Source organism: Acinetobacter sp. AOR43_HL, from assembly GCF_027854635.1.
Classification (GTDB): Bacteria; Pseudomonadota; Gammaproteobacteria; order Pseudomonadales; family Moraxellaceae; genus Acinetobacter; species Acinetobacter pittii.
Genome location: NZ_JAKTHX010000002.1, coordinates 244,766 through 271,509 on the forward strand (window position 1 = coordinate 244,766; position 26,744 = coordinate 271,509).

Sequence of the window (26,744 nt, forward strand, 5' to 3'; positions counted from 1 at the left end):
TTTTTATTAAGCGTTTTTATTTTGGTAAACCATAGTGCTGGAAAGAAGACTGTTTAGGAATTCGATAAGCATTACGCCCCAGTAATTGATTAATAATGACTGAGTTTCGGGTTGCTCCAATCCCTAAGTCGGGAGACCCTACACCTTGCTGAAAAATCTCGGCATTTTGAATGAAAATTCGACCTTGTCCCTGATCACAACGTAAAGCCGTAAAGTCTTCTTGAACAATACAATCATTTTTATCATCAACAGCTAAAATAGAACCTTTCATATTTTGGAACCATTCAGGCCAATCATGAACATAGCCTGTAGCTGCGACAAGGGCATCAGTTTCTAATTCGCAACGTTGATCGAGTTGAGTATGCAAACAGGTTAAACGCAGAGAACCCGATTCAAGTTCTTCAACCGATTCAACCTCACAGCTTGTGTATAAGCTTAAACCGGATTTCTCACCTGCCACTGAACGCTCATAAAGCACATCATATATATCACCAATGGTTGAGAAACTAATGCCTTTATAGATCAGGCCCTGACTAGCAGCAATATCGCGACGTTTATCTCTAGGCAGGCTTTGGAAATATTGCATATATGCAGGGGTAAAACATTCTTGCCCAAGTTTAGAATATTCCATTGGGTGAAAGCCGGCAGAACGTGTGATCCAACGAATAGATGCGCCTGCTTTTACTTGTTCTGGTGTAAGTGAATTAAATAAAGCAAGCACACATTCTGCTGCACTCTGGCCTGAGCCAATAACCGTGACTTGTTTACATTGTTTGAGTTGTTCCTGAATTTTCGCAAACTCCGCAGAATGTTTTACTAAAGGGTGTTTGCATGTTTCAAGCCACTTAGGAATTCGAGGTTTAGTCCCAATACCAATCGCCAGATTTTGGCTTATGTATTTTTGTTTTTCACCCGAGGCTGATTCACTTTCTATAATAAATTTATCGAGCTTGGCGTCATATTCCACATGACTTACGTTTTCTCCAAATCGACAATCAGGTAATTGTTTTGAAGCCCAACGGCAATAATGGTCGTATTCACGGCGTGGAATTAAAAAACTATCGTAATAATAAAACTGATGTAAGCGATCATGTTGATGTAAATAATTAATATAGCCTAATGGATGGCAGGGATTGGCCATAGTAACCAAGTCGGCAAAGAAAGGGACTTGTAATGTCGTGCCTTGCAATAGCAGGCCCTCATGCCATCGAAATTCTGGTTTGCGTTCTAAAAATACACTTTTGATTTCGGGATGATGAGACAAAAGAGCAGCTAAACCTAAGTTGAATGGCCCAATACCAATTCCGGTAATATCTATTTTTTTCATGTTTATACTTTATCTGTTTCCAAAATGATGAAAGTTAAAAATACGAATTAATGTGGTGTTAGTAATTTCTCTACATCAGCAATATTGCGACATTGAATAAGTTGAACAGGTGAGAGCTGAATCGCGTATGTTTCATTAATACGTTTTGAAACGACCTTTAAATGATGTGGACGCAGCCCGAGATGAGTAAAATGAGTTGAGCTGTCCACTTCCTTATTTGGTGTGTGGCCTATCACTTCTAAATAAATATCGAGTAGTTGATTTTGCTGTTTAGCATTATTTTTAAGTGGTATAGATGAATGATCGGACTCGTTATTCTTAAAATATGTTCGTTTATTTTGAAGCTCATTGAAAAAATTGCTGAGATCAAAACTGAATATTTCTGAATCAATAATTTGCTTGATTGCCAATTGTAGCGCATTCAAGAAATCCTCAATCATGTGAGGTGGAAATGCTTCTTGAGCATAATCAATATCGAAAATTAAAGCGCCGTCATTTCTTGTGCTAAAGCGAATATCAATTGCAACTTGAGGAGTTTGGGTTAGTCCATCTAGTTGCTGAATAGAATGAGATTCAGATAATACAGGCCATGACAAACCATTTGTAATTACAATCGGTAATACTGGAGCAGTGCCAACTTTTTCAAATAATAGTCGGGCGAGATCAACGCCTGAAAATGAAAGATGCTGTAAACCTTCTAAAACTTCAGTTTGCAAACGGTTTGCTTGTTCAGCAAATTGATCTGAAGTTTTCCACTCAACAGCAATAAACGTAGAACTATTGGAAAATGGTCCGGCATAGAGGGGAAGTGTAGGAACAGCAACACATAGAGATTTGTCAGTGTTCCAATGAGATAGCACTTCCAAAATAATCGCCATGATGACTGAGTTTTTAAACAGTGAATGTTTCGCTCCAATTTTAGACAACTGTTTAAATCGATCTTTTTCTATAACCAGACTGTTACGTTGGTAATGTGAAGTCGATAAGTGCTGTAAGGGTGTTTTCCACGGAAGCGCAGGAATGTTAGATAATTTAGAAAATTTTCTTTCCCAGTAAGCCATATCTGCCTGATGAACAGATAAGCTATTTTCAGCTTCATTTTCTTCTATTTGTGTTTGGATATCATGTTGTTGCCCATCAAATAGCTCTAACATAAGTGAAGCTATAGATCGGCCATCTAAAATCAATGCATCAAAGCGGACAAAAATTGTTAACAGATTATTTTTTAATAAAAAAACCGTGATATTCCAAGGCGGCTGATTTAAATCAAATAGCTCATGCGTATAACTATTTTTATAGGACTCGATGTAGTGAGAAGCACGTTCAGGTTCCCCTGTAGTTAGGTCTATTTCTTTTAAATTGACACTCACTTGATCGCTTACATATTGTACTAATCTATTTTTATCAATATAGGTTCGTAAGCTGTCATGCCGCCGTACCATTTCTGTCAAACGTTGTCTTAATAAAACAATATCTATTGTGCCGTGATACTGCCTAAACTCTTGCATGGCAACACCACCTAAAGGAAGGGCTTGAGTTCGGCCTAATAGGTAGGCTTGTTGTAATGCATTTAATGGTTTTTGGGACGTACGATCTGATGAGGTATTTTGTGCTGGGCTTATAATTTGTGTATTAAGTTGCTCAGGGTGTGCTGCAAGATTTTTAAGTAAATGAATGAAAGATTCAAATAAATTCGTGGTCCATTCTTTGGGTAGAGCATCTAAACGGATGTCCCAATTAACTAAAATACCGTCATCTACATGAGCAACTTGTGCATCAAGTGCAACTTGCGGCCCTTGTGAAATGACCCAATTCATTGAGCCAAAAACACGGCGGACACGTTCGGAAAGTAAATTATCATTTTCTAAATCAAGTGCCGCTGTAAATACCACGGGAGCAATCTGTGCACTACCATGATAACGGGATAGGTCACGTAGAACGTTAACACCCGAATAATGTGAATGCTCTAATAACTCAAGCATTTGATTTGCTATTTGTTTGCAGAATGCAGCTAAGGTAGTTATTCCTTTCATATCGACATCAAGGATGACTAAATTAGCAAAATCACCAATAGAGCCTTCGATATTTTTTAAAACCGGCTCACGCCAAAAAGTAGGAATATTTAATCGGAAGCTGTGATCTTTGGTTGCATGACCAAGCGTATAAGCAAATAAACCTAATATCAGATTGGTCACGGTAATGCGTTGTTCTCTAGCAAGTTGTTGTAATGCTTTTCGTTCTTCCGGCGATAACCACGTACTTAAACGATCACTTTTTGCTGTTTTGAATTCTTGATGAATGAAAGGTAGAGACGGAGCAGGGCTAATATGAGGCAGACGTTGTTTCCACCATAAGCGGTCTCGTTGGTTTAATTTTTTTAGGTTAGGGTCTGTCCGTATTTTTTGATACCAGTCAAAAAAATTAGGCGGGCGGGAGAATGATATTTCTAGGTCTTCATAAAACAAAGAAAGATCTTCCATTAAATTCAAGAAGCTGGACGGATCTATAGCAATCATGTCCGTATCTACATGAAAACGAAAAATATTCTTTTTAAGAACACTTACAGAAAATCTTACAGTCTGGCCCTGACTTAAATCAAGTTTTTGATGGGTCCATTGCTCACGTTTTTGCATGAGCATTTGCTCAATTTGATGATCGCTAAGCTTTGAAAAATCATCGACTTCTAATATCTGTTGAGCCTTCTCAGCCATGATGTTTGCGATGCCATCGGCACTCAAACTTAATCTCAAAATAGCGTGTTCTTTATAAAGTCGTTGAAGTGCTAAATGTAATTTTTGTAGATCAATAAATTGACCGTCAAATTCTGCATAGAGGTGGGCAGCAACCCCACCTAAAGTTGCGTTGCCAGAGCGACCAAACCAGCAGGCCGCTTGCATCGAAGTTAATTCACACATTGAACGATAACTCGGTTGACAAATTAATCTTGTTTCAGCATCATACAAACAAATGAAAATGATTACCAGTTGCATTTGTTAATCATTTCCAATTTTGCTGTGAATATATAGCTTGTCCGTCTTAAGAGTTTTCTTTTGTCGGTATTCAAATTAAATATTTATGCTGATATGTAAGAAAATTTACGAAGAATCAATAGCTTGATAACCATTAAATTAAATTGAATATTTAGAATGTCATGAAAAAACAGTTGATTGAGTTTGTTCGCTGGTCTCCAGAGAGAGCGCAACACTATCGAAATAAAGGTTATTGGATTGACCAACCTTTGACGCGCATTTTAACGGTAGGGGTTCAATCGCATCCGCATTCGCCGGCAATTATTTGTGGTGAGCGTCAGTTGAGTTATATCGAGCTGGACCAGCTATCAACAAATTTAGCTTCTCGACTAGCTGAGAAAGGCTTGGGCAAGGGTGATACTGCTTTAGTACAACTTCCCAATGTTGCAGAGTTTTATATTGTCTTTTTTGCCTTGCTTAAGGCTGGTGTGGTCGTACTCAATGCGCTATATAGCCATCGCCAATATGAACTAAATGCCTTTATTAAACAGATTCAACCTAAGCTTTTAATTGGTTCGCGTCAGCATGAAGTCTTTAGCAATAATCAGTTCATTGACTCACTTCATGATGTAAATTTAAGTCCTGAAATTATTTTGATGCTCAATCATCAAGCTACCGATTTCGGACTATTAGACTGGATTGAAACACCAGCAGAGACCTTTGTCGATTTTTCATCTACACCTGCTGATGAAGTTGCTTTCTTTCAGTTGTCAGGTGGAAGTACGGGAACACCAAAACTTATTCCAAGAACGCATAATGACTACGACTATAGTGTGCGGGCCAGTGCCGAGATTTGCGGTTTAAACTCAAATACCCGGTTATTGTGTGCTCTACCAGCTCCCCATAATTTTATGTTGAGTTCACCCGGTGCATTAGGCGTTTTACATGCAGGTGGATGTGTTGTGATGGCACCAAATCCTGAACCGCTCAATTGTTTTTCTATTATTCAAAGACATCAAGTCAATATGGCATCTTTAGTGCCGAGTGCTGTCATTATGTGGCTAGAAAAAGCAGCTCAATATAAAGATCAAATTCAGTCTTTAAAGTTGCTTCAAGTAGGTGGAGCAAGTTTCCCTGAATCTTTAGCCCGTCAAGTTCCTGAAGTCCTCAATTGTAAATTACAACAAGTATTTGGAATGGCTGAAGGCTTGGTCAATTACACCAGACTCGATGACTCCGATGAGCAAATATTTACGACACAAGGGCGTCCTATCAGTTCTGATGATGAAATCAAAATTGTGGATGAACAGTATAGGGAAGTCCCAGAAGGTGAAGTAGGAATGCTTGCGACTCGGGGACCTTATACCTTTTGTGGTTATTACCAAAGCCCTGAACATAATTCACAGGTCTTTGATGAGGATAACTATTACTATTCGGGCGATCTCGTGCAGCGTACTTCGGATGGTAATTTACGTGTAGTAGGAAGAATTAAAGACCAGATTAACCGTGGTGGTGAAAAGATTGCTTCGGAAGAAATAGAAAAACTTATTCTTCTACATCCGGAAGTTATGCACGCAGCTTTGGTCGCGATTGTTGATGAACAATTCGGTGAAAAGAGTTGTGCCTTTATTGTTTCTCGTAATCCTGAACTTAAAGCTGTTGTGCTCAGACGCCATCTCATGGAGTTGGGTATTGCACAATACAAACTTCCAGACCAGATCAAATTAATCGAAAGTTTGCCACTGACTGCAGTCGGTAAGGTGGACAAAAAACAACTTCGCAGCATTTTAAATACATCTACAACATCTTAATAAATATTGAGCAGCATATGGCTATTTCAAAAATTTCTACTTATCTCATGCCCAAACGAGAGAGTTATCCAAATAATAAAACAGACTGGCAGTTAGATCCTTCTCGAGCAGTTTTATTAATTCATGATATGCAGCGTTACTTTTTAAATTTTTACGATGCTGAAAGTGAATTAATTAAAACGGTTGTTAATCATTTAGTTCAACTAAGAACTTGGGCACATCAGAACAATGTTCCTGTTGTCTATACCGCACAGCCTTATGAGCAGCCAGTGGCAGATCGAGCATTACTGAATGCGATGTGGGGACCGGGTTTGCCAGCCTCAACAATCGATCAGCAAAAAATTATTGATCAACTTTCTCCTGCTGAACATGACATTGTCTTAACGAAATGGCGTTATAGCGCGTTTAAACGTTCGGATTTGCTAGAAAGAATGCAAAACTGGAATCGTGATCAGCTCATTATTGGCGGTGTCTATGCTCATATCGGTTGTATGGTTACGGCAATTGAAGCCTTTATGAGTGACATACAACCCTTTTTGGTTGGCGATGCAGTTGCCGATTTTTCAGAAGAAGAACATCGCTTAGCTTTGAAATATGTATCTTCACGTTGTGGTCAAGTCACTGATACCGAATCTGTAGTGGGGCAGGTGGCAACAGGCATTACACGACCTTGGCTAGAGCAAAAGGTCCAGCAACTGATTGAAGAAGAAGAATTAGACCCCGAAGAAAACCTGATTCTTTATGGACTGGACTCATTACGAATTATGCAGTTTTCTTCGGAACTCAAAGCGCAGGGAATCAATATTAGTTTTGAGGAATTAGGACGCACACCCACTTTATCAAATTGGTGGTCATTGGTGGATGCACGGCAACGGATTGCAGGGTAGAGGGTTGCCTCATAAGGCATACGACAAATCCTGGTCGCTAAATTTTACATAAAATTTATATCTTTGATAGCGACTCCTTAGACGACTTGTAATCGTCATATTAACGGAGCAAAAAATGATTTTATCGCCTGCTGATCAAGAGAGAATTGAGACATTCTGGAATTACTGTTTAAAACATCAATACTTCAATATTGGATATCCTGAATCTGCAGATTTTGATTATTCAGCTTTATTCCGTTTTTTCAAATTCTCTATTAATAATTGTGGTGATTGGAAAGACTATAGCAATTACGCATTGAATTCTTTTGATTTTGAAAAAGATGTCATGGCGTATTTTGCTGAAATTTTTCAAATTCCCTTTGAAGAAAGCTGGGGATACGTAACCAACGGTGGCACAGAAGGTAATATGTTTGGCTGCTATCTGGCGCGTGAGCTATTTCCTGATTCCACATTATATTACTCAAAAGATACGCACTATTCGGTTGGAAAAATCGCCAAATTATTGCAGATGAAATCTTGCGTGGTTGAATCATTGGATAATGGTGAAATCGACTATGATGATTTAATCCATAAAATAAAAACCAATAAAGAAAGTCACCCCATTATTTTTGCAAATATTGGCACGACCATGACTGGCGCAATTGATGATATTGAAATGATTCAAGAGCGCTTAGCGCAAATCGGAATCATACGCCGAGATTATTATATTCATGCCGACGCTGCCTTAAGTGGCATGATTTTACCTTTTGTTGATTATCCTCAAGCGTTTTCCTTTGCTCATGGCATCGACTCGATTTGTGTGTCTGGCCATAAAATGATTGGCTCACCAATTCCGTGTGGCATTGTTGTGGCCAAGCGCCAAAATGTAGAGCTTATATCGGTAGATGTGGACTATATCTCTACACGTGATCAAACCATTAGTGGTTCTCGCAATGGCCATACTGTCTTGTTGATGTGGGCGGCAATACGTAGCCAAACCAATTTACAAAGACGGCAGAGAATTCAACATTGTCTAAAAATGGCCCAGTACGCAGTTGATCGCTTTCAAGCAGTGGGCATTCCTGCTTGGCGGAATCCAAATTCAATCACTGTGGTATTTCCGTGTCCTTCAGAGCACATCTGGAAAAAGCATTATCTGGCAACCTCGGGAAATATGGCTCATTTAATTACTACGGCACATCACCGAGATACACGTCAGATTGATAGCTTAATTGACGACGTTATTTTTGATTTACAAGGTGCCTCTAAACGTACAGTTGGTTTTTAGTCATATCAACCAAAATGATTTAGACAAATCCATATTAATTTTTACAGTCTAGAAAATGATCTAAAAATATTTTGATAGGGTGGTTAGGAAGTTTTTGATGCAATTAAAGTTTTTAAAAAAATACTTTTTATATGATTTTCTTATTCATGCTTTTTTAAAGCCGAAAATGACAATTCTTGCTGGTCAATTGAAGCGAGATTTTATTTTAAGTACCGCTTTTTCTATGAATATAAAGAGAGATAAGCATGTCTGATTTAAAGTTATCTCATCTGATGACAGACTCTTCCTTGGCACCTGCACTCAAGCCAGCATTTCCTAAATTATTTGCAGGAACACTTGCTGCCGTATTTTCTGGTTTAGCCATTTTAACAGCCCTGTGGGGCATGATTCAGTTGATTGGTTATTTATCTTCTTATTGGGTGATCTTTTCAGCGGTTTTTTGGATAGTCGGGGCGGCATTGGCAGCACTGGCTTCATGGTTAGTGCATGATGCAGAGGCTGGATTTTCGGCACGATTACGTCGTCAAATTGCTCATCATTTAATTCGGTTACCTAACACAACCCTATCAAAACAGGGTGACCAAAGCTTAAAACGACTGGTTTCAGACGATATCGCAACTTTACATCACATGGTGGCGCATTTACCGTCGGAAATTGCGATTTTTGCTGCAATCCCTTTAGTTTCTATTGTTTTATTAATTGCTTTGGTTGGCCCGATGGCCCTTTGGGTATTATTACCTGGGGCAATTGCTTCACTCTATTATTTAATTATTGTTCCCAATGTATCAAAACGAGATGGCGCTGCACGTATGCAGGTCATGTTAGATATTATTGGTTCCGCTGATGATTATGCACGTGGCATTCGTGATAATCGAATATATGGGCAACAATCAGGCGCTTTAACAGCCTATACTCAATCAGCACAAAATTTCACTCAAAATATGGTGTCTTGGGTGAGTAAAGTCGCAACACTCGCTGCTGTTGCCACTGCATTACTACAAGCTGTTGCAACCTTTGCCATAGCCTATCTCGTGGCTTATCAATACGACAGTATGACCTTGGCTGCAACACTTTTCTTTAGCTTGGCTATCGTGACACCTTCACTACGTTTAGGGCATGGTCTTGATTATGTCGCTGCTGGGCGAGCTGCAGCTACTCGTCTATCTACATTCTTAAAAGAGCCAGTACTCTCATCGGGCAATCTACAACAGATTGAGCAAGATGTAACACTCGAAATAGTTAATGCGAGCTTTACAATTGAAAATCAAAAAGTATTGGATCGATTAAGTTATGCATTTCCAAAAAATTCAATTACTGCAATTACAGGGCCAAGTGGAGTTGGCAAAACAACCTTACTGCGAGCACTTGCTGGGTTCGCTGTATTGCAAGAAGGTGTCGTTCAATTAGCAAAAACAGATATTTTGCAATTACATGAAAAATTAAGACATGAAAAGGTTTTGTTTATTCCACAAGGTGGAGATGTATTACCGGCCACAGTAAGAGAAAACTTGTCCTTATCTGCCATTAATGCAAATGATGAACAACTTGAGCAGGCATTACTCAAGGCCCAATTAAAAGTAGATTTAAATGCAGATGCAACTTTACTTTCAGGCGGTGAAAAACAGCGCATAGGAATAGCGCGTGCTTTTTTATCCTCAGCTCCTATTATTTTATTAGACGAGCCAACGAGTGCACTCGACCAGACCAATGCGACAAAAATAATATTGGAGTTAAGTGACTTAGCTAAAAACCAGAATAAAACCATCGTCATGGTCACTCATGATCTTGCCTTAGCTGCTCATGCTGACAGCAGGTTAGTGCTTAACGGCCCAACTGACTCAGGGAAATCTTTATGAATACTGCTGCTAAATTAAATAAAGATCAGATTTTTTCGATGCTTCCTCGTGCAGCAAAACAAAAATTAATTATTGTTGGTATCGGATGGATCATTGTTGCCGCAATTGAAGCAATCGCATATACCGTCTTGGCATTTGCAATTGTCAATCAATGGTCTCCAAGTTGGGTTCTCATCAGTGCAATTGCAGCAATATTAGTGACAGTTATAGTCACTCGTGCTGGCTTCCTTACTGGTGTGCGTTTAGCAGGAGACCTATTTGCTGAGTTAGGCAAATCTTTAGCTCGTGCCAAGCTCTCTTGGTTTACCAATGAACAGCGTGCTCAGATTAAGACAATTGCTGGACAGGGAATTCCTGGATTTATGAGTATTCCTGCTCATCAATTGCAAACCTTTTTACATGCTCCATTTATGCCTTTATTTCTAACAATAGGAATAGGCATGCTTGCCGGAGCAGGCGTAGCATTTGTCGCTTTAGGCTTACTTTTACTCTCTTTATTTGCTCAATTCCTAGCACAACGTGCACTCATGCATATTGATAAAAAGCGTGATACTGCCGATTTAGCGGCTTCACAAGCAACGTTGGAATTGGTTGATCATGTTGAGTTATTACGCACAGCAGCGGGACCAGAACGTGCGGTCCAAAGGCTAGAACATCGTTGGGAAGAGCAAGAAGAGACATTAGTACGGATCAACCGTGCTGCTGCATTTGCAAGTTTTGTTGCAACCTTGGCAAGTGTTTTACCAATTGCTGGGATGGCAACTTATCTAGTACTTGCTGGTGTCAATCATGCTGCTTTGGTGTTGGCATTACTCGTCTTAATTGGACGTGCAGCAGCGCCATTAGGTGAACTTGCTACCGCAGGGTTACATATCAATGATTTGTTTGCTGCACTGCGCAACTTTAATCAGATCACACATCCACCTGAGTTGCCTGAGCCATTACATCCTCAAATTCCTACTGGCCATCATATTTCGGTACAAGGCGTTAGCTATGCGCCAGCACTTGAAAATATGACTTTCGACATCGCATTGGGGAGCAGAGTATGGGTTACCGGACCAAGCGGTAGTGGTAAGAGCACTTTACTTGAATTGCTTACACGGTTTGATGATCCACAAAGAGGAAAAATTACCCTAGGTGACATAGCTCTTAATCAAATGAAATATGAAGATTTGGTCTCGAATATTGCTTATGTCACACAAGAACCTATTTTGTTCACAGGAACACTGGCTGAAAATATCCGTTTAGGAAAACCTGATGCAACTGATGATGAAATAGAAAAGGCTGCAAGAGATGCCGCATTAGGGGCAATGATTGATCGCAGTTCAGAAGGAATTAACCAATCGGTTGGTAAACAAGGCACCGCATTGTCTGGTGGTGAACGTCAGCGGGTCGCAATTGCCCGAGCATTACTCAAAAAAGCGCCAATTTTAATACTTGATGAAGCAACGTCTGCTTTGGATGAAGAGACTGAGCAGGAAATTGTTGCAACGATACGTGCCCTTTCTTCGACGGTTATTTTTGTGACACATCGTGACTCAGCTATTTGGCAACCGACTCAAACTATAAATTTAGCTTCAACCTCTGTTTAAAAAATAGCGCAGAAACCTGATTTAAGCATTTTTTATAAAAGAAAAATGCTTAATATTTGGAGAATTCTTAAATGAATAAACCTCAATATAATATGTTCTGTTTACCGCCTGCGGGGAGTAGCGCGAGTATTTATCATCCATGGAAAAAGCAGATCTCTGACAATATTCGTATTATTCCTATTGAATATTCGGGGCATGGTATAAAAATAAATGAACCACTGATTGATGATCCTGATCTATTGGCTATGCAAATTGCCAATGAAATACAAGCTTATTCAGACACACCGTTTATTTTATTTGGACATAGTGTAGGAAGTGGCTTGATTTGGAAAGTACTCAATTATTTGAATGGAAAAACCATAAGTGATCAGTTGAGATTAATCGTTATAAGTAGCCGACCTGAGCATCGCTATATTCAACATATGCGGTACAAGCATGAGCTAACTGATGAAAAAATTATTGATGAATTAAAACGATACAATAATTTTCCTAATGAAATTTTAAATAATCAGGATGCACTCACATTCTTTCTCAAAATCATTCGTAACGACTTCTATCTTAGTGATCAATTGCTTAGCGAGAACATACACAAGACTGAAGTTCCGATCGTTGCATTTTATGGCAAACAGGACCCTGATATTCCTAACAAAAGAATGATGGATGCATGGCAACAACACACAGAAAATTGGTTAGGAAGTATTGAGTTTGAAGGGGACCATTTCTACTTTCTCAATCCCGAGACCCGAATAAAGATGCTTGAAAACATTGCTGCCATCGTTGAAACATTGACCGTGAATATTGAATAAAGTGCAGGCTATGAATAGGGAGAAGCCAGTAAATAGAGGGGCTAATTCATGTCTGGATGAAATAAATATTCAATATGAAAAGCTAACAGCTTTCGGGCTAGATATACATAAAGTCCAGCTCAGTGAAATCAAAGAAATACCTCAGCTTGATCATATCTATCAGGAGCTGAATATATTTCTTCCACCGAATATAAAAAGCTCACGCTTCATTCGTCAATTAGAGTTCTTGACGGGACGCTTAGCAGCAAAATATGCATTACAAAGCCTCAATTTACAACATTCTATTGTCTATCAAGGTAGACATGGGGAACCCCTATGGCCCGAAGGAGTGATAGGTGGGATTAGCCATGTTGGATCAAAAAAATCATGTCATGCCATCGCATATGCTAGAAATACCACGGCTAAAGAAAAAATATTTGGAATCGATATAGAGTCTCAAAAACATTATATTTTTTTTCAAAAGAAAGATGAATTTTATAATGTTTTTCTAAATAAAAACGAACAAGCAGAAATTGAAAAGCTGCAAAAAAGTCATGCATATTTATATTTGGTAATATTCTCTGCTAAAGAAAGTATCATTAAAGCAATTTATTTAAAATATAAGCAAATTATTGATTTTAAAAACATAAATTTTAAAAAACTAGATGGCGAGTTTCTTTATTTTTACCTTAGTCAAGAAAGTTCAATCGGGATAAATCTAGAGATTAAAGTTCAATTTTTTTATACAAATAACGAGATAATTACAATTTCTTGCATTGAAAACTAATTTTATTATTGATAATAATAATCATTTGCATTAATGTGTGTTTCAGTATTTTTATACTCCTATATTTAAAAAGAAGTACTACAGAATTTGCTTGAAAAAAATCAATGTGAGAGGTGATATACAGATGATGCAGACTCAAATATCAGTAGAGCAAAATTTAGATCATATCGGTCAAAAGAAATTTTCATGTTTCTCTACGAAAAATTATTATCTCGAAGTCAACGAATTCGTTAAAACGCTAAATACACCTGCAGCAAATACCGCACAATTTAATGATAAGATTGCAAAATGTTTTGAAGAAATTAAAAAGCAAGGCCATCAAAATCCAGTTTTAATTGGTGCTATACCTTTTGATATTACAAAGAAAAGTAGCTTAAATTTTTATGCTGATCATAAAAAAATAACACAAGCATCTTCTACGATTAACTCATTAAAAAATCGTAATAACATTGAGGTAATTAATAAATCATTACTCATTCAACGCCAAAAATTTGAAGGTACAGTACAGTTAGCATTAGATGCTTTTGAGAAAAAGAAGGTAGAAAAAGTTGTTCTTTCTCAGGCTGTTGAATATGAGTTCAACCGTCATCAAGAGCCAGAAAACTTATTGGCTGCTTTATTAAAACAAAATCCAAATGCTTATAATTTTGTGATTCCAGTAGAACATAATGATTATATTCTAGGCGCAAGCCCAGAACTGCTTTTATCAAAACAAGGTCGTATTGTAACCAGTAATCCTTTGGCCGGTTCTAGACCCAAATCTCAAATTTCTGAAAAAAATTTCGTCAGCCAACAAGAATTAAATCATTCTGAGAAAGACCAGCATGAACATCGAATTGTGGTTGAAAATATTATTAGAAATTTAGCCACTCATTGTGTAGAGCTTAAGGTTTCTGAATTTCCAGATATTTTAGAAACATCAACAATGTTGCATTTATCATCAGAGTTCCAAGGTGTGCTCAAACAACAGGCACCGAATGCATTAAACCTTGCATTAGAATTACATCCAACACCAGCGGTTTGTGGCTCACCAACTCATGTTGCTAAGCAGTTTATTTTAGATCATGAAGGTTATGACCGACATTATTACACGGGGTTAGTAGGCTGGATGGATGCCGAGGGTAATGGAGAATGGGTAGTGACGATTCGCTGTGGTCTACTCAGTGAAAATAAAATGCGCTTATATGCGGGTGCGGGAATTGTTGAAGGGTCAGATGCTGAAGCTGAATGGCTAGAAACAGAAGCTAAGATGCAAACCATGCTAAATATTCTAAATACAAAAATTGCTGTGTAATTATTAAACTTAGGCTGGTGTTATGTTTATAGTCAAAACAATAACTAAATATTCCACTGAGATATATTAAAAATTTAATAAAAAAAGCCTGCATAAAGCAGGCTCTTTTATTTAAGAGGATTATTCTAAGAATTTAACAGTTACGCCTGAACGTACTTTATTACCTAAATCGTTAGCATCCCAGTTAGTTAAACGGATACAACCATGTGATGCAGTTTTAGAAATTAAAGACGGGTTTGGTGTACCGTGAATACCAAATGATTTTTTACTTAAACCGATCCAGATATTACCTACAGGAGCATTTGGGCCAGGTGGTAAAGAAAGCGGTTTTAAGTTTTTACCTTGGACGAAGTTAGAAGGTGAGTAGCTATACCAAGGGTTACGTGCTACACCAACTACCTTGTAAGTACCGGTCGGAGAAGGCGTATCAGTACTGCCAATTGTTGCAGGAAATGACGCAATCATTTGGTTACGACTATTGAAGAGGTACAGTTGTTTTGCACCTTTATGCGCAATAATTAAATGAATGTCTTCTGGTAAATCATTGCGTACGTTTGGAACAATGATTTTTTCACCCGCTTTTTTGAATGTCGCAGTTGGGTTAATTTTCTTTAAGAAAGCTTCATCAATATGAAACTTCTCACCTAACATTTCGCTAACACGAGTGTAGTACAAACCTTTCATTTTGGCCTGTAATGCGTAGTCAGAAGGAATCGACTCAGCATATGGGCCTTTTAAATCAGCATCAGAAATAGTGTATTCAATAAATGCTGGTTTTGTTTGTTTAGCAACTAATGCATCCCAAGTTTCTTTAGTCAGTTCACCAGTAGGTGATAAACCATTCATTTGTTGGAATGAAGAGATTGCTTTTAATGTGTTTTTACCGCTCATGCCGTCAATCGCACCTGGCGATGCATGTGTATTATTGAGCATAACATGCGCACGTGCGTAAACTGGAAGCTGGCCTTTACCAATATTTTCAGACCATTCAGCCGAGTTTAAGCTATCTAAAGTCCATGATGCAGCAGGTACTTGTGCTGTAGCAGAGGCAGTTGTGGTTTTAGCTGCTACTGGTGTAGATGCAGCAATACCAGACTCGGCATTTGGGTCTTCAGTTTTTTGCAAATTTTGTAATGTTGTTGACGCTCGATTTAGATCATTTTGTTCTTGAGCGGTAATTTGTGTCGAAGCTTGAGCTTTTACAGTTGAAGCTGCATCTACTGCTAAAGGATCAATCGGATCTTCTACAGGAGCTGATACCTTTTTAGGGTTCAGGGGTTGCTCAGTTGTTGAAGCAGCAAAAGCAACATTAGCAATAATACAACTTAAACTCATAGCGAGTAATGAGCGAACAAACATGTAATTCAACCTTAAGAATTTTCATATAAGCAATAGGGGCTTGATCTAATCTAAAAGTGCATAAAACTACCAATAACTCATCTCTATGAGTTCAAGATTGGCAATTTAGTGGTTAAAAGAATATCAATAGACCCGATGTAACATGTTGCAAGTATTGCAGAAAACCCCGCAGCTTGCAGTAGACTTTTGTGTAAATATGCATTTTTTAGTAGATTGACGAGTTTTTTGTGTGAAATTGAAATTATAAAAATCTTTATGTTTTTGATATGATGCTGCCACATAAAGAATATAGAGATTGGTAATGACGACTTTGAAAAATGATCGTTTCCTACGAGCTTTGTTACGCGAACCTGTAGATACCACACCGGTATGGATGATGCGTCAAGCGGGACGTTATTTGCCTGAATATCGTGAAACACGTTCAAAAGCAGGCGACTTTCTATCTCTATGTAAAAATACAGAATTTGCTTGTGAAGTAACTTTGCAGCCTTTACGCCGTTACGACTTAGACGCAGCGATTTTATTTTCAGATATTTTAACAATTCCTGATGCATTAGGTTTAGGGCTTTATTTTGAAACGGGTGAAGGCCCTAAGTTTCAAAAGACGGTTCGCACTGAACAAGATGTCGCGAATTTACCCAAGTTAAATGCAAAATCAGACCTTGATTATGTGATGAATGCGGTAAGTACAATTCGCTCTGCCTTAGGTGGTCAGGTTCCACTGATTGGTTTCTCTGGTAGTCCTTGGACGCTTGCAACTTATATGGTTGAAGGGGGGTCAAGTAAAGAGTTCCGTTTTACCAAGCAGATGATGTATGCACAACCAGAAGTTTTGCATGCCTTACTTGATCATTTAGCAGATTCAGTCATTGACTATTTAAATGCTCAAATTGATGCAGGTGCTCAGGCGATCCAGATTTTTGATAGCTGGGGCGGGGCATTAGCACACCGCGAATACGTCGAATTCTCTTTAAACTACATGAATAAAATCATTGCTGGTTTGCAGCGTGAGAAAGATGGCCGCCGTATTCCTGTTATTGTGTTCACGAAAGGTGGCGGTCAATGGTTAGAGCCAATGATTACCACTGGTGCAGATGCATTAGGACTGGACTGGACTACTCCGCTTAATACAGCTCGAAATGTTGTGTCTGGGCGTGTAGCGTTACAAGGCAATCTTGATCCTGCTGTTTTATATGGCTCGGCTGCTTCAATTGAAAAAGCAGTAAAAGCAATGTTAGACGATGCCTATGCAAACGGCGAAAAAACAGGTTACGTTGCGAACTTAGGCCACGGTATTACTCAGTGGGTAGACCCTGCGCAACCAAAAATCTTTGTAGATACAGTGCATGAGTATAGTGCTAAATATCTAGGATAGTTTTTGTGCGCCATCTTACTTTACCAATTCATTTTATCGGCAAGGCTGTTTCGGCAGCCTTGTTTGGTATTCTGCTTTTAATTGCTTTTGCTTTCACAGCACCGATGGGAAGCCATGAATATATGGGTTTTTATCGCTATGATTATTTACTGATCTATGCAGTGCTGATACAGATCTGTCTTTTATATTTAAAACTTGAATCGTGGGCAGAAGCCAAAGTTATTGCTTTATTTCACGTCATGGCGATGGTCATGGAAATATTCTTAACACACCCTGCGATTGCATCATGGCAATATCCTCAGCCTGCGGTATTTAAAATTTTAACTGTGCCTTTATTTGCAGGCTTTATGTATTCGGCTGTAGGTAGTTTTTTTGCACGGTCAATTCGACTGTTTCAAGTTTCTTTTGAAAAACTCCCAAGTTTTGGAACGATGCTTTTACTCGCATTTTTCTCATATATAAACTTTATGAGTAAATTTTTTGTACCTGATATCCGATATATTTTATTTGCGATCAGTATTTTTATTTTTTGGAATACCAAACTTTATTTTCAGTTAAATGAATATAAATTTAAAATTCCGATGTTACCTGTATTATTTACCCTCGCTTTTCTCATCTGGATTGCTGAAAATATTAGTACTTTTTATAAAATCTGGCTCTATCCAAGTCAGGTAGATGCTTGGCATATGGTGGGTTGGGGTAAACTGGGGTCATGGTATTTATTATTACTCTTAAGTTTAGTACTGGTACTTAAAATATTGGGTCATCGAGATAATCAAGGTAACTGGAATTTAAGATAAATTTTTCTTTTGCACTTTTTATCATATTGTTTATTTTTTAATTGCTAATTCACAACCATCTCGCTATCTTTAATAGCGTGTAATAAAAATTACACATAACAATACAACACATAAGAAACAATCAATAATGATTTTGGAGATTTACATCTATGTTAAAAAAATTAGCTTTAGCTGCGTTATTAGCAGCTGGTTCAAGTGTTGCAATGGCTGACAACGACGTAGGTTGTGGTGTGGGTACACAAGTATGGGCTGGCAAAAAAGGAGTAGCGCCTAAAATTCTTGCTGCAACAACAAACGGTATTTTTACTAACCAATTATTAGGGATCACTTTCGGTACTTTAGGCTGCCGTCAAGGCGGAACAGTAACTGCTCAAGTGGTTACATTCACAAATGAAAATGCTGAAGCTTTAGCACGTGATATGGCAGTAGGCCAAGGTGAAAGCCTGAACGTACTTGCTGAGTTAATGCAAATTAAACCTCAAGACAAAGACCGTTTCTTTAAAGTTTCAAAAGCAAACTTTGGTGAAATCTATTCTGCAAATAACCAAAATACGCTTCAAGTTTTAGCGTCATTACAAACTGTAATGGCTAAAGACGACGTTTTAAAAGCTTACGTATAAGTTTGAAACTGAAAACCCTGTCGTATGGCAGGGTTTTTCTTATATTTAATGATAAAAATTGATGAGCTTAATGAAGTCAGTTGTTTTAGTTTTTGCCTCTTTGGCAGTGAATATTGCGTATTCAGCAGATATAAATCCATCTATTCAAAAATATTGGTCAATCGCAGAACAACAAAATCTTGACCAAGATATTACATGGCAAAGGCTCATGTATGCCAATAAAAACCAGAAAAGTGAGGTCACTTATTCTGGCTATTTCTTATCAGACAATGGAAAAAATAACTTAAAAGAAGAACTGAAAGCGGATATCTCGGCATTATTTATACCTGCTCAAGATAATCAGTCGGTTCGTTGTAAGTTCCCTGCGCGTAGCCAATGGCTCATGCAAAAAGTCGGCATTCAAGAAAATGAATTGCCTCAAGTAAAGTGTACTGAATTTGAAAACTGGATTGAGCAAATTAAGCCCTACAAAGCGACATTAATTTATGCGACCGATTTTATGGGCAATCCGAGCTCCATGTTTGGCCATACGTTATTGCGTTTAGACCCCAAAGATCAGCAACAATTAAATTTAGTTTCTTACGCCGTAAACTACGCAGCAACTGTGGCAGGCAACGACAACTGGTCATATGCATGGAAAGGTTTAACAGGGCAGTATCCGGGTGAATATTCACTAATGCCTTATTACCGTAAAGTAAAAGAATATGGCGATTTTGAAAGCCGTGATTTATGGGAATATGAGCTAAATTTAACTCCCGAGGAAACACGTTTCTTGGTGTCTCACATTTGGGAAATGCAACACGTGAGTTTCCCATATTACTTTGTGAGTGATAACTGTGCCTATAGATTGTTGGGGTTAGTGGATTTAGTAAAACCTGAATCTAACTTACAAGAAAAATTTACTTATGCCTCCATTCCAATGGAAACCATTAAATCGATGCAGCAGGAGGGACTTACCAAAGCTCCTATATATCGACCTGCATTAGAAACTCAATTATTGGCACAAGCTCATCAGCATGGTGCCTCATTGGCGAAGGTGGCTCATCAAATTACGATGATGCCGACACAGCAATCTTCTCAGATTTTAAAATCATTTACTGAGCAGGATCAGGCTAAGATTTTAGAGATGGCTTACGATGATTTATACCTCCAATTTATTAGCCGAAAAATAGAAGAAAGCATTGCTCAGCCGCAGTTACGTCAGCTTTTAGCACTCAGAAGTCAGATTGATTTAGATAAGCAGCGTCAAGAACCAAAAAGACCAGAAAAGGAACCAACCCAAGGCCATAACGCGCGTAACTTTTCCGTGAAAGCTGGTGAGGTGCAAGATGATAAGTTTATTGAACTTGGTCATCGGCAAGCCTACCATGACTTAATAGACCCTCAAGGCGGATATCGTGCAGGTACTCAATTACTCTTTTTAAATGGTAACGCGCAGTGGCGAAATGACCATTTAAAACTAGAACGTCTTGATCTGTTAGAAGTGAACTCTTATAACCCGATTCAACCATTTAAAACACCACTGAGTTGGGGATTTAATTTAGGTTGGCGTCAGGAAGCCATTCATGATGGACGCTTTAGCGAAGACAAACAACACGGTGTAGCAAGCTTTAATGCTCAGGTCGGTTACAGTCTTGCAGACTATGAGCGAAAGCATATTTGCTATGGACAAGTACAAACTTATGTACAAACGGGTTCAAATCTCGATAAAGGGTGGCGTGTAGGGATGGGCCCAACTTTAGGATGTATGAACCAATGGTTTGAGCGCTTCAACTCTGTGGTGCAAATTGAGTTGCCCTATTGGGAAGATCAAAACCAATGGAATTTGAGAGTAAATACTCAGTGGCAATATGTGATTAATCGCAATAATGCCGTTCGATTAAATTGGGATTATGAACAACAAAACCATCAAGACTGGATGAAATCAAGTCTAGGATATGTCTGGTTCTTTTAAAGAATACGCCCTTAAAAAAAGAGAAATGAAATTATTCATTTCTCTTTTTTGTGTTTAGGCAAGACGATTATTTCTTTATTGCATTTAATACTGCATACGCTGCTTTAATGCGTTCTTCATTTGGAATACGTTTATTGGTTAACATGACTAAACCAATATTTTCTTTAGGAATGAACACGACATATGTTCCGAAACCATTGGTTGAGCCAGTTTTGTGGAACATCTTAACTGAAGGTTCTTTTGAAATAGCAGTCACTTTATTAGGCTTCATCACAGTTTGTTCTGAATTACTGTCTAATAAAGTTTGTAAAGGCGCTGGATAAGAAAATTCTTCCCAACCTAATGCTTGATACATGGTGCCGACTTGATAGAAACCTTTATGTGTTTCATTAATTGCACGTTGAATATCTGCTGGATATTTTTGTGGATTTAGGTTGGCATTAATAAACTTAAGCATATCGGGTAGTGTCGATTTGACGCCGTATGCTGGAGCATCTAGCGGACCAGGGTTAACACGAATTGGCTGATTTTCTTGATTATAGCCAAAAGCATAGTTTTGCATCTGGTTCTTCGGTACATTTACGTAGCTATGTTTTAAGCCAAGGCCCGGAAAAATTGTTTTTTCTAAGACTTGGTCGAAAGGTTTATTCATAGACAATGCCACAACTTTTCCAAATAGGCCAATACTTGGATTTGAATATTGTCTGTATTCACCGATTGGATTTTTAGGTTTCCAGTCTTTGAAAAAAGTTAAAACTTGTTGGTCTGTTTGTACTTCATCTGGGAACTGCAAGGCAAGGTTACCACTTGTATACGTTGCGAGTTGAAGTAAGTTAACTTGGTCAATCGGTGTGTTTTTTAGTTCTTTCCAATATTTACCAGGCGTATCGTCAAAAGAGATTTTTCCTTTATTTTTTGCATATCCACCTGCTGTCGCGGTAAATAATTTACTGACAGAACCTAGTTCAAAAATGGTACTGCTACTTACGGCTTTTTTATCTTGAACAGATTGAAGACCATAATACGTTTCATATTTTTTATTATTCTGAATAACGCCCACGGCCATACCCGGCACATCATATTTATCTAATAAAGGTTTAAAGTTTTGATCTACCAGTTTTTTAATTTCTCGGTCTTTTGGTGTATTGCCCGCATAAATTGAGGTACTAAAAATAAAAAGCGGGGATAAAAGTAGACAAGAAATTTTTTTAAATCGCATGATTAACTCTAAATCGTTTAAAAATAAAGATGCGTACTTTTATAACAAAAATCACCAAATTTAATTGTTATGTTTTATTGGTTAAGTGCTTTAAATAGATATAAAAAAGCCCAACTTCGTCGGGCTTTTATTTTGGCAGTAAAACTGGATTAATAGCTTTCTGGTACTGCACTTAAAAATTCACGACGTGCTTCTTTGTCGGTTTTAAAATCGCCGACAAATGAAACTGTACGGGTTGTAGACTCTTGTTTACCTACACCACGCATCATCATACACATATGTGCTGAATCGATGACTACAGCAACACCGCGAGCACCAGTCACTTCTGCGACAGCTTCTGCGATTTGTTGAGTCAGATTTTCCTGAATTTGCAAACGGCGAGCAAACATCTCGGTAATTCGTGCAAATTTAGATAAGCCAAGAACTTTGCCTTCCGGTAAATAGGCAACATGAACACGACCGTAGAATGGGAGGAGATGATGTTCGCAAAGCGAATAGAATTCAATATTCTTCACCAATACCATTTCATGGTTATCTGATGGGAAAACAGCATTATTGGTGACTTCTTCTAAAGTTTTACTATAGCCAGAAGTTAAATATGAAAAAGCTTTAGCCGCACGCACAGGCGTATCTTTAAGGCCGGGACGATCAAGATCTTCACCGACGGCAGTCAGGATATTTGCGTACGATTGCTGCATTGACATAAGACGTATAAATTTACTCTATTAGACAAGCTCGGCATTGTATCAGAAACATGACCTGATGTTCATAAATCCTCGCACTATATTTATTTTGGTTTTGCGCAAGCTTAATAAAAGATGAATAAATTTCATGTTTTTTATCGTTAATAGTCAAGTGTTTGGACATGAAATGTGCGCTTAATATTGGTAAGTTCTAAATGATCGCGTAATGGCATCATATTTGCACAGAAGCATTATTATAAAGCATAAGGATAAAACATGTTAGAACGTCCAATCACCTTCTTTTTCCGTGGTGGTCAGCAGCAAGTAGAAAATGTAGTATCTACAATGACGGTTTTACAATTTCTACGAGAATATACCCAAACTGGTAAGACTAGGCAGACTGGTACAAAAGAGGGATGTGCTGAGGGCGATTGTGGTGCATGTACAGTAGTGATTGGTGAGTTGGTCAATGACAACCTGCAATTACGCAGTGTGAATGCGTGTATTCAGTTTTTAGCGACTTTAGATGGTAAAGCCTTATTTACAGTAGAAGACCTTCATAGCTTATTGCCTGTACAAGATGGCACACTTCATCCGGTACAACAGGCGATGGTTGATATGCATGGTTCACAATGCGGTTTTTGTACACCCGGTTTTATCATGTCGTTATGGTCAATGTACGAAAATGAACAACATTCTCCAAGCAAAGATAAAATCAGTGATTATCTTTCTGGAAACTTATGTCGCTGTACAGGCTATCGCCCTATTTTAGATGCAGCACAAAAAGCATATGACTATCCGCGCGTTTTATTAAACCGTCAAAAAATAATTGATGTATTAAAAGAGATCAGAACATTACCTGCATTACATTTAAATGATCATGGTCAACAATTTTTTGCACCAAAGACTTTGCAAGATTTTGCCGTATTGCGCTTGCAGTTGCCGCAAGCGCGTATTGTTGCGGGTAGCACAGATGTCGGTTTGTGGGTAACAAAGCAGGGCCGTGATTTGACCGATATGCTTTATATCGGTCAAGTTGAAGAGCTGAAAAAGATTGTAGTCACAGACCATGCTTTAACGATTGGAGCAAATGTAAGTTTGAGCGATGCACTCATTAAAATTTCAGATTTTTATCCCGACTTTCAAGAATTACAGCGCCGTTTTGCTTCCATGCCGATTAAAAATGCAGGAACACTAGGTGGAAATATTGCTAATGGTTCGCCTATTGGTGATTCAATGCCGGCATTAATTACGCTAGGTACACGATTGATTTTGCGTGTAGGTGAGCAGACCCGTGAAATTGCTTTGGAAGACTTTTATTTAGACTATCAAAAAACAGCATTACGACTTGGTGAGTTTGTTGAGGTGATTGTTATTCCGCTTCGCGAAGGGCAGACACGTTTTAAATTTGCCAGCTATAAAATTGCCAAGCGTTTTGAGCAGGATATTTCTGCTGTATGTGCGGCCATTTCTTGCGAGTTAGATCATTATGAGGTCGCTCACAATGTAAGAATTGGTTTTGGTGGCATGGCGGCTCTTCCCAAACGTGCAAAATATGCAGAAGCCATATTGGAAGGTCAGCAAATTACAGCAGAATTGATCGTTCAGGCACAGCAGGCCTTGTCGCAAGACTATCAGCCTTTAGATGATGGACGTGCTAGCTCGGCATATCGTTTACACGTCGCGAAAAACTGTTTACAGCGTTTTTATGTAGAAAAAATCCTGTCTCAAACGATCACTCGTGTGAATGACTTGATTGCTATGGTGGAGATCTAAAATGAATCAAACCATTGACTTAAATATTTCTAAAAAATCAGCTAAAGCAGGCGACTCGATTCCACACGAAAGTGCACATTTACATGTGACTGGGCAGGCAACTTATATTGATGATTTACCCGAGCTTGAAAATACCATGCATTTGGCAGTTGGATTTTCAAATTGTGCCAAAGGCAAAATCAGTAAGTTTGATTTGGATGCCGTACGTCAGGCTGAAGGTGTTTATGCAGTTTTTTCGGCAAAGGATATTGAGGTTGAAAATAATTGGGGGCCGATTGTTAAAGATGACCCAATTTTTGCCGAAGAGCAGGTTGAGTTTTATGGACAAGCCTTGTTTGTGGTTGTTGCCGAGAGTTATCAGCAAGCTCGTCAGGCAGTTCGTTTAGCAAAAATTGAGTATGTGCCCGAAACTCCGATTTTAACGATTCAAGATGCAATTAAAAAAGAATCGTGGGTGTTACCACCTGTTGAATTTAACCATGGTGAAGTTGAACAGGCATTTCAAAATGCAGCTCATCAACTTTCAGGTGCTATTGAGCTGGGTGGGCAAGAGCATTTTTATCTTGAAGGGCAAATTTCCTATGCGATTCCACAAGAAAATCAGAGTTTAAAAGTCTATTGCTCGACACAACATCCAACCGAAATGCAGTTACTGATTTGTCATGTATTAGGCATGAATATGCATCAGGTCAGTGTGGAAAGTCGCCGTATGGGTGGCGGTTTTGGTGGTAAAGAGTCACAGTCGGCGCAGTGGGCATGCATTGCATCTTTGGCAGCGAAAAAAACAGGTCGTCCGTGTAAATTACGCTTAGATCGTGATGATGACATGAGTGCTACAGGCAAACGTCACGGTTTTGCTTATGAGTGGTCTGTAGCCTTTGATGAGAGTGGTGTTCTGCAAGGCTTAAAGGTGCAACTGGCTTCAAACTGCGGCTTTTCCGCTGATCTTTCTGGGCCAGTGAATGAACGAGCAATTTGCCATATTGGCAACGCTTATTATTTAAATGCAGTTGAGCTACGTAACTTACGTTGTAAAACCAATACTGTTTCTAATACCGCATACCGTGGTTTTGGTGGACCGCAAGGCATGTTTGTCATCGAAAATATTATTGATGACATTGCTCGTTATTTAGGTTGTGACCCGGTTGAAATTCGTCAACGTAATTTCTTTGCCGAACAGCCCGGTGCTGGACGTGACCATATGCACTATGGGGCAGAAGTCCGTGATAATGTTGCGCCAAAATTGGTAGTTGAATTATTGCAGACTAGCGATTATGCGAAACGCAAACAGGCTATTCAGGCCTTTAATCAGAACAATGACATCATTAAACGTGGTATTGCGTTAACCCCATTAATGTTTGGTATTTCGTTTAACGCCGTGCATTACAATCAGGCAGGTGCACTGGTCTATGTCTACATGGATGGCACTGTCGCGATTACGCACGGTGGTACAGAAATGGGACAAGGGCTATATACCAAAGTACGGCAGGTCGCTGCACATGAGTTGGGTTTACCAATCGATAGCGTTCGTTTAATTGCAACCGATACTTCTCGTGTACCAAATACTTCGGCAACTGCAGCATCGAGTGGCGCGGATCTAAACGGTAAAGCTGTTCAAAATGCCTGTATTAAAATTCGTGAGCGTCTGGCTAAACTTGCAGCCGAAATAAGTCAAAGTGAAGCTGAACAAGTCCAGTTTGAAGATAGTATGGTTTCAACAGCGAATGGTCATTCATGGACATTTCCTGACTTGGTTCAACGAGCATATATGGCACGTGTACAACTATGGGACAGTGGTTTTTATAAAACTCCAGAAATTCACTATGATCAGGTCAACCATTTAGGGCGTCCATTTTTCTATTATGCCTATGGTGCAGCGGTTAGTGAGGTCGCAATAGATACCTTAACTGGGGAAACGAAAGTATTACGTGCTGACATTTTGCATGACGTTGGGCGCTCAATTAACCCTGCAATTGATATTGGACAAATTGAAGGTGGTTTTATTCAAGGGATGGGATGGCTTACGACAGAAGAGCTGTATTGGCAGCCGCAGGGACCACACGCAGGGCGCTTGTTTACCCATGCACCCTCAACTTACAAAATCCCGACCAGTGTGGATATTCCTCATATTTTTAATGTCAAACTGTTTAATAATCAAAATCAGGCAGACACCATCTATCGCTCTAAAGCGGTAGGTGAACCGCCATTTATGTTGGCATTATCTGTTTTCTCTGCAATTCGTCAGGCGGTACAGGCGGCTATTCCCGAAAAATCTCCGCTCGTGCTCAATGCTCCAGCAACTGCCGAAGAAATTTTACGTGCAATTGCGATTGGACGGGGACAAGCTTTGGCTGCTCGCCCACAGGCTAAAATGTAGAAGATT

Annotated in this window: 19 protein-coding genes; 14 read left to right on the forward strand and 5 right to left on the reverse strand. The window is 38.8% G+C overall.

Annotated elements, in window-relative coordinates:
• Nucleotides 1-16: 16 nt before the first annotated feature.
• Together basC and basD are read right to left on the reverse strand one after the other, a co-directional pair.
• On the reverse strand, nt 17-1,327 hold the full coding sequence (gene basC, locus MKL33_RS01155; protein ID WP_000717757.1) for a putative histamine N-monooxygenase: 1,311 nt from the start codon (nt 1,325-1,327) through the stop codon (nt 17-19).
• A 47-nt stretch (nt 1,328-1,374) separates the two neighbouring features.
• Nucleotides 1,375-4,317, reverse strand: a complete 2,943-nt coding sequence (basD, locus tag MKL33_RS01160) for an acinetobactin non-ribosomal peptide synthetase subunit BasD (protein ID WP_270906315.1) — start codon at nt 4,315-4,317, stop codon at nt 1,375-1,377.
• A gap of 161 nt (nt 4,318-4,478) precedes the next feature.
• Here basD and basE point away from each other — a divergent pair, with 161 nt between their 5' ends.
• The 8 genes from basE (at nt 4,479) to basJ (ending at nt 14,575) form a co-directional block, all read left to right on the forward strand.
• Complete coding sequence (basE, locus tag MKL33_RS01165; protein ID WP_270906316.1) at nt 4,479-6,107, forward strand: (2,3-dihydroxybenzoyl)adenylate synthase BasE; 1,629 nt, start codon at nt 4,479-4,481, stop codon at nt 6,105-6,107.
• 17 nt (nt 6,108-6,124) lie between these two features.
• Complete coding sequence (basF, locus tag MKL33_RS01170; RefSeq protein ID WP_130120285.1) at nt 6,125-6,994, forward strand: acinetobactin biosynthesis bifunctional isochorismatase/aryl carrier protein BasF; 870 nt, start codon at nt 6,125-6,127, stop codon at nt 6,992-6,994.
• 115 nt (nt 6,995-7,109) lie between these two features.
• The gene (basG, locus tag MKL33_RS01175) at nt 7,110-8,261 is read left to right on the forward strand and encodes an acinetobactin biosynthesis histidine decarboxylase BasG (protein WP_270906317.1); all 1,152 of its coding nucleotides are present in this window, start codon (nt 7,110-7,112) and stop codon (nt 8,259-8,261) included.
• A gap of 245 nt (nt 8,262-8,506) precedes the next feature.
• Nucleotides 8,507-10,117 (forward strand): acinetobactin export ABC transporter permease/ATP-binding subunit BarA, encoded by a 1,611-nt coding sequence (barA, locus tag MKL33_RS01180; RefSeq protein WP_270906318.1) that lies wholly within the window; start codon nt 8,507-8,509, stop codon nt 10,115-10,117.
• On the forward strand, nt 10,114-11,709 hold the full coding sequence (gene barB / locus MKL33_RS01185) for an acinetobactin export ABC transporter permease/ATP-binding subunit BarB (RefSeq protein ID WP_270906319.1): 1,596 nt from the start codon (nt 10,114-10,116) through the stop codon (nt 11,707-11,709). Before barA ends, barB begins: the two co-directional genes overlap by 4 nt.
• 71 nt (nt 11,710-11,780) lie before the next feature.
• On the forward strand, nt 11,781-12,515 hold the full coding sequence (basH, locus tag MKL33_RS01190) for an acinetobactin biosynthesis thioesterase BasH (RefSeq protein WP_270906320.1): 735 nt from the start codon (nt 11,781-11,783) through the stop codon (nt 12,513-12,515).
• Nucleotides 12,516-12,525: 10 nt separating this feature from the next.
• Nucleotides 12,526-13,281, forward strand: coding sequence for a 4'-phosphopantetheinyl transferase family protein (locus MKL33_RS01195; RefSeq protein ID WP_270906321.1), 756 nt, complete (start codon nt 12,526-12,528; stop codon nt 13,279-13,281).
• Nucleotides 13,282-13,405: 124 nt separating this feature from the next.
• Nucleotides 13,406-14,575: an acinetobactin biosynthesis isochorismate synthase BasJ gene (gene basJ / locus MKL33_RS01200; protein WP_270906322.1), complete on the forward strand. Its 1,170-nt coding sequence runs from the start codon at nt 13,406-13,408 to the stop codon at nt 14,573-14,575.
• A gap of 120 nt (nt 14,576-14,695) precedes the next feature.
• Here basJ and MKL33_RS01205 read toward each other — a convergent pair whose 3' ends face one another.
• Nucleotides 14,696-15,934 carry a L,D-transpeptidase family protein gene (locus MKL33_RS01205; RefSeq protein ID WP_270906323.1) on the reverse strand — a complete coding sequence of 413 codons (1,239 nt, stop codon included), beginning with the start codon at nt 15,932-15,934 and terminating at the stop codon, nt 14,696-14,698.
• Between the two features lie 301 nt (nt 15,935-16,235).
• On the opposite strand from MKL33_RS01205, the gene hemE reads away from it, so the two are divergent.
• The 4 genes from hemE to MKL33_RS01225 all read left to right on the forward strand — a co-directional run bounded on the left by hemE (nt 16,236) and on the right by MKL33_RS01225 (nt 20,683).
• Nucleotides 16,236-17,309, forward strand: a complete 1,074-nt coding sequence (hemE, locus tag MKL33_RS01210) for a uroporphyrinogen decarboxylase (protein ID WP_014207275.1) — start codon at nt 16,236-16,238, stop codon at nt 17,307-17,309.
• A 5-nt stretch (nt 17,310-17,314) separates the two neighbouring features.
• A complete protein-coding gene (locus tag MKL33_RS01215) occupies nt 17,315-18,109 on the forward strand; it encodes a DUF817 family protein (protein WP_039759049.1) in 795 nt (264 codons plus the stop codon).
• 149 nt (nt 18,110-18,258) lie between these two features.
• Nucleotides 18,259-18,729: a DUF3015 family protein gene (locus tag MKL33_RS01220; RefSeq protein ID WP_003650547.1), complete on the forward strand. Its 471-nt coding sequence runs from the start codon at nt 18,259-18,261 to the stop codon at nt 18,727-18,729.
• Nucleotides 18,730-18,799: 70 nt separating this feature from the next.
• Nucleotides 18,800-20,683 carry an Lnb N-terminal periplasmic domain-containing protein gene (locus MKL33_RS01225; RefSeq protein ID WP_436792456.1) on the forward strand — a complete coding sequence of 628 codons (1,884 nt, stop codon included), beginning with the start codon at nt 18,800-18,802 and terminating at the stop codon, nt 20,681-20,683.
• 67 nt (nt 20,684-20,750) lie between these two features.
• Here the strand turns inward: MKL33_RS01225 and MKL33_RS01230 are convergent, their stop codons facing one another.
• Together MKL33_RS01230 and folE are read right to left on the reverse strand one after the other, a co-directional pair.
• On the reverse strand, nt 20,751-21,902 hold the full coding sequence (locus MKL33_RS01230) for an extended-spectrum class C beta-lactamase ADC-285 (RefSeq protein ID WP_262697121.1): 1,152 nt from the start codon (nt 21,900-21,902) through the stop codon (nt 20,751-20,753).
• Nucleotides 21,903-22,051: 149 nt separating this feature from the next.
• Nucleotides 22,052-22,600, reverse strand: coding sequence for a GTP cyclohydrolase I FolE (gene folE / locus MKL33_RS01235; protein WP_002118643.1), 549 nt, complete (start codon nt 22,598-22,600; stop codon nt 22,052-22,054).
• 261 nt (nt 22,601-22,861) lie between these two features.
• Between folE and xdhA the strand changes: the two genes are divergently transcribed.
• A complete protein-coding gene (xdhA, locus tag MKL33_RS01240) occupies nt 22,862-24,361 on the forward strand; it encodes a xanthine dehydrogenase small subunit (protein ID WP_270906325.1) in 1,500 nt (499 codons plus the stop codon).
• A gap of 1 nt (nt 24,362) precedes the next feature.
• Complete coding sequence (gene xdhB, locus MKL33_RS01245) at nt 24,363-26,738, forward strand: xanthine dehydrogenase molybdopterin binding subunit (RefSeq protein ID WP_270906326.1); 2,376 nt, start codon at nt 24,363-24,365, stop codon at nt 26,736-26,738.
• The last annotated feature ends 6 nt before the right edge of the window (nt 26,739-26,744 follow it).

What these genes read in the sequence shown, in the direction of transcription:
- barA (WP_270906318.1), top strand. Translation starts at nt 8,507, where the DNA reads ATGTCTGATTTAAAGTTATCTCATCTGATGACAGACTCTTCCTTGGCA.
- MKL33_RS01230 (WP_262697121.1), bottom strand. Translation starts at nt 21,902, where the DNA reads ATGCGATTTAAAAAAATTTCTTGTCTACTTTTATCCCCGCTTTTTATT.
- basG (WP_270906317.1), top strand. Translation starts at nt 7,110, where the DNA reads ATGATTTTATCGCCTGCTGATCAAGAGAGAATTGAGACATTCTGGAAT.
- MKL33_RS01195 (WP_270906321.1), top strand. Translation starts at nt 12,526, where the DNA reads ATGAATAGGGAGAAGCCAGTAAATAGAGGGGCTAATTCATGTCTGGAT.
- folE (WP_002118643.1), bottom strand. Translation starts at nt 22,600, where the DNA reads ATGCAGCAATCGTACGCAAATATCCTGACTGCCGTCGGTGAAGATCTT.
- basF (WP_130120285.1), top strand. Translation starts at nt 6,125, where the DNA reads ATGGCTATTTCAAAAATTTCTACTTATCTCATGCCCAAACGAGAGAGT.
- basH (WP_270906320.1), top strand. Translation starts at nt 11,781, where the DNA reads ATGAATAAACCTCAATATAATATGTTCTGTTTACCGCCTGCGGGGAGT.
- xdhA (WP_270906325.1), top strand. Translation starts at nt 22,862, where the DNA reads ATGTTAGAACGTCCAATCACCTTCTTTTTCCGTGGTGGTCAGCAGCAA.
- xdhB (WP_270906326.1), top strand. Translation starts at nt 24,363, where the DNA reads ATGAATCAAACCATTGACTTAAATATTTCTAAAAAATCAGCTAAAGCA.
- basD (WP_270906315.1), bottom strand. Translation starts at nt 4,317, where the DNA reads ATGCAACTGGTAATCATTTTCATTTGTTTGTATGATGCTGAAACAAGA.
- hemE (WP_014207275.1), top strand. Translation starts at nt 16,236, where the DNA reads ATGACGACTTTGAAAAATGATCGTTTCCTACGAGCTTTGTTACGCGAA.
- basC (WP_000717757.1), bottom strand. Translation starts at nt 1,327, where the DNA reads ATGAAAAAAATAGATATTACCGGAATTGGTATTGGGCCATTCAACTTA.
- MKL33_RS01205 (WP_270906323.1), bottom strand. Translation starts at nt 15,934, where the DNA reads ATGTTTGTTCGCTCATTACTCGCTATGAGTTTAAGTTGTATTATTGCT.
- basE (WP_270906316.1), top strand. Translation starts at nt 4,479, where the DNA reads ATGAAAAAACAGTTGATTGAGTTTGTTCGCTGGTCTCCAGAGAGAGCG.
- barB (WP_270906319.1), top strand. Translation starts at nt 10,114, where the DNA reads ATGAATACTGCTGCTAAATTAAATAAAGATCAGATTTTTTCGATGCTT.
- MKL33_RS01220 (WP_003650547.1), top strand. Translation starts at nt 18,259, where the DNA reads ATGTTAAAAAAATTAGCTTTAGCTGCGTTATTAGCAGCTGGTTCAAGT.
- MKL33_RS01225 (WP_436792456.1), top strand. Translation starts at nt 18,800, where the DNA reads ATGAAGTCAGTTGTTTTAGTTTTTGCCTCTTTGGCAGTGAATATTGCG.
- basJ (WP_270906322.1), top strand. Translation starts at nt 13,406, where the DNA reads ATGATGCAGACTCAAATATCAGTAGAGCAAAATTTAGATCATATCGGT.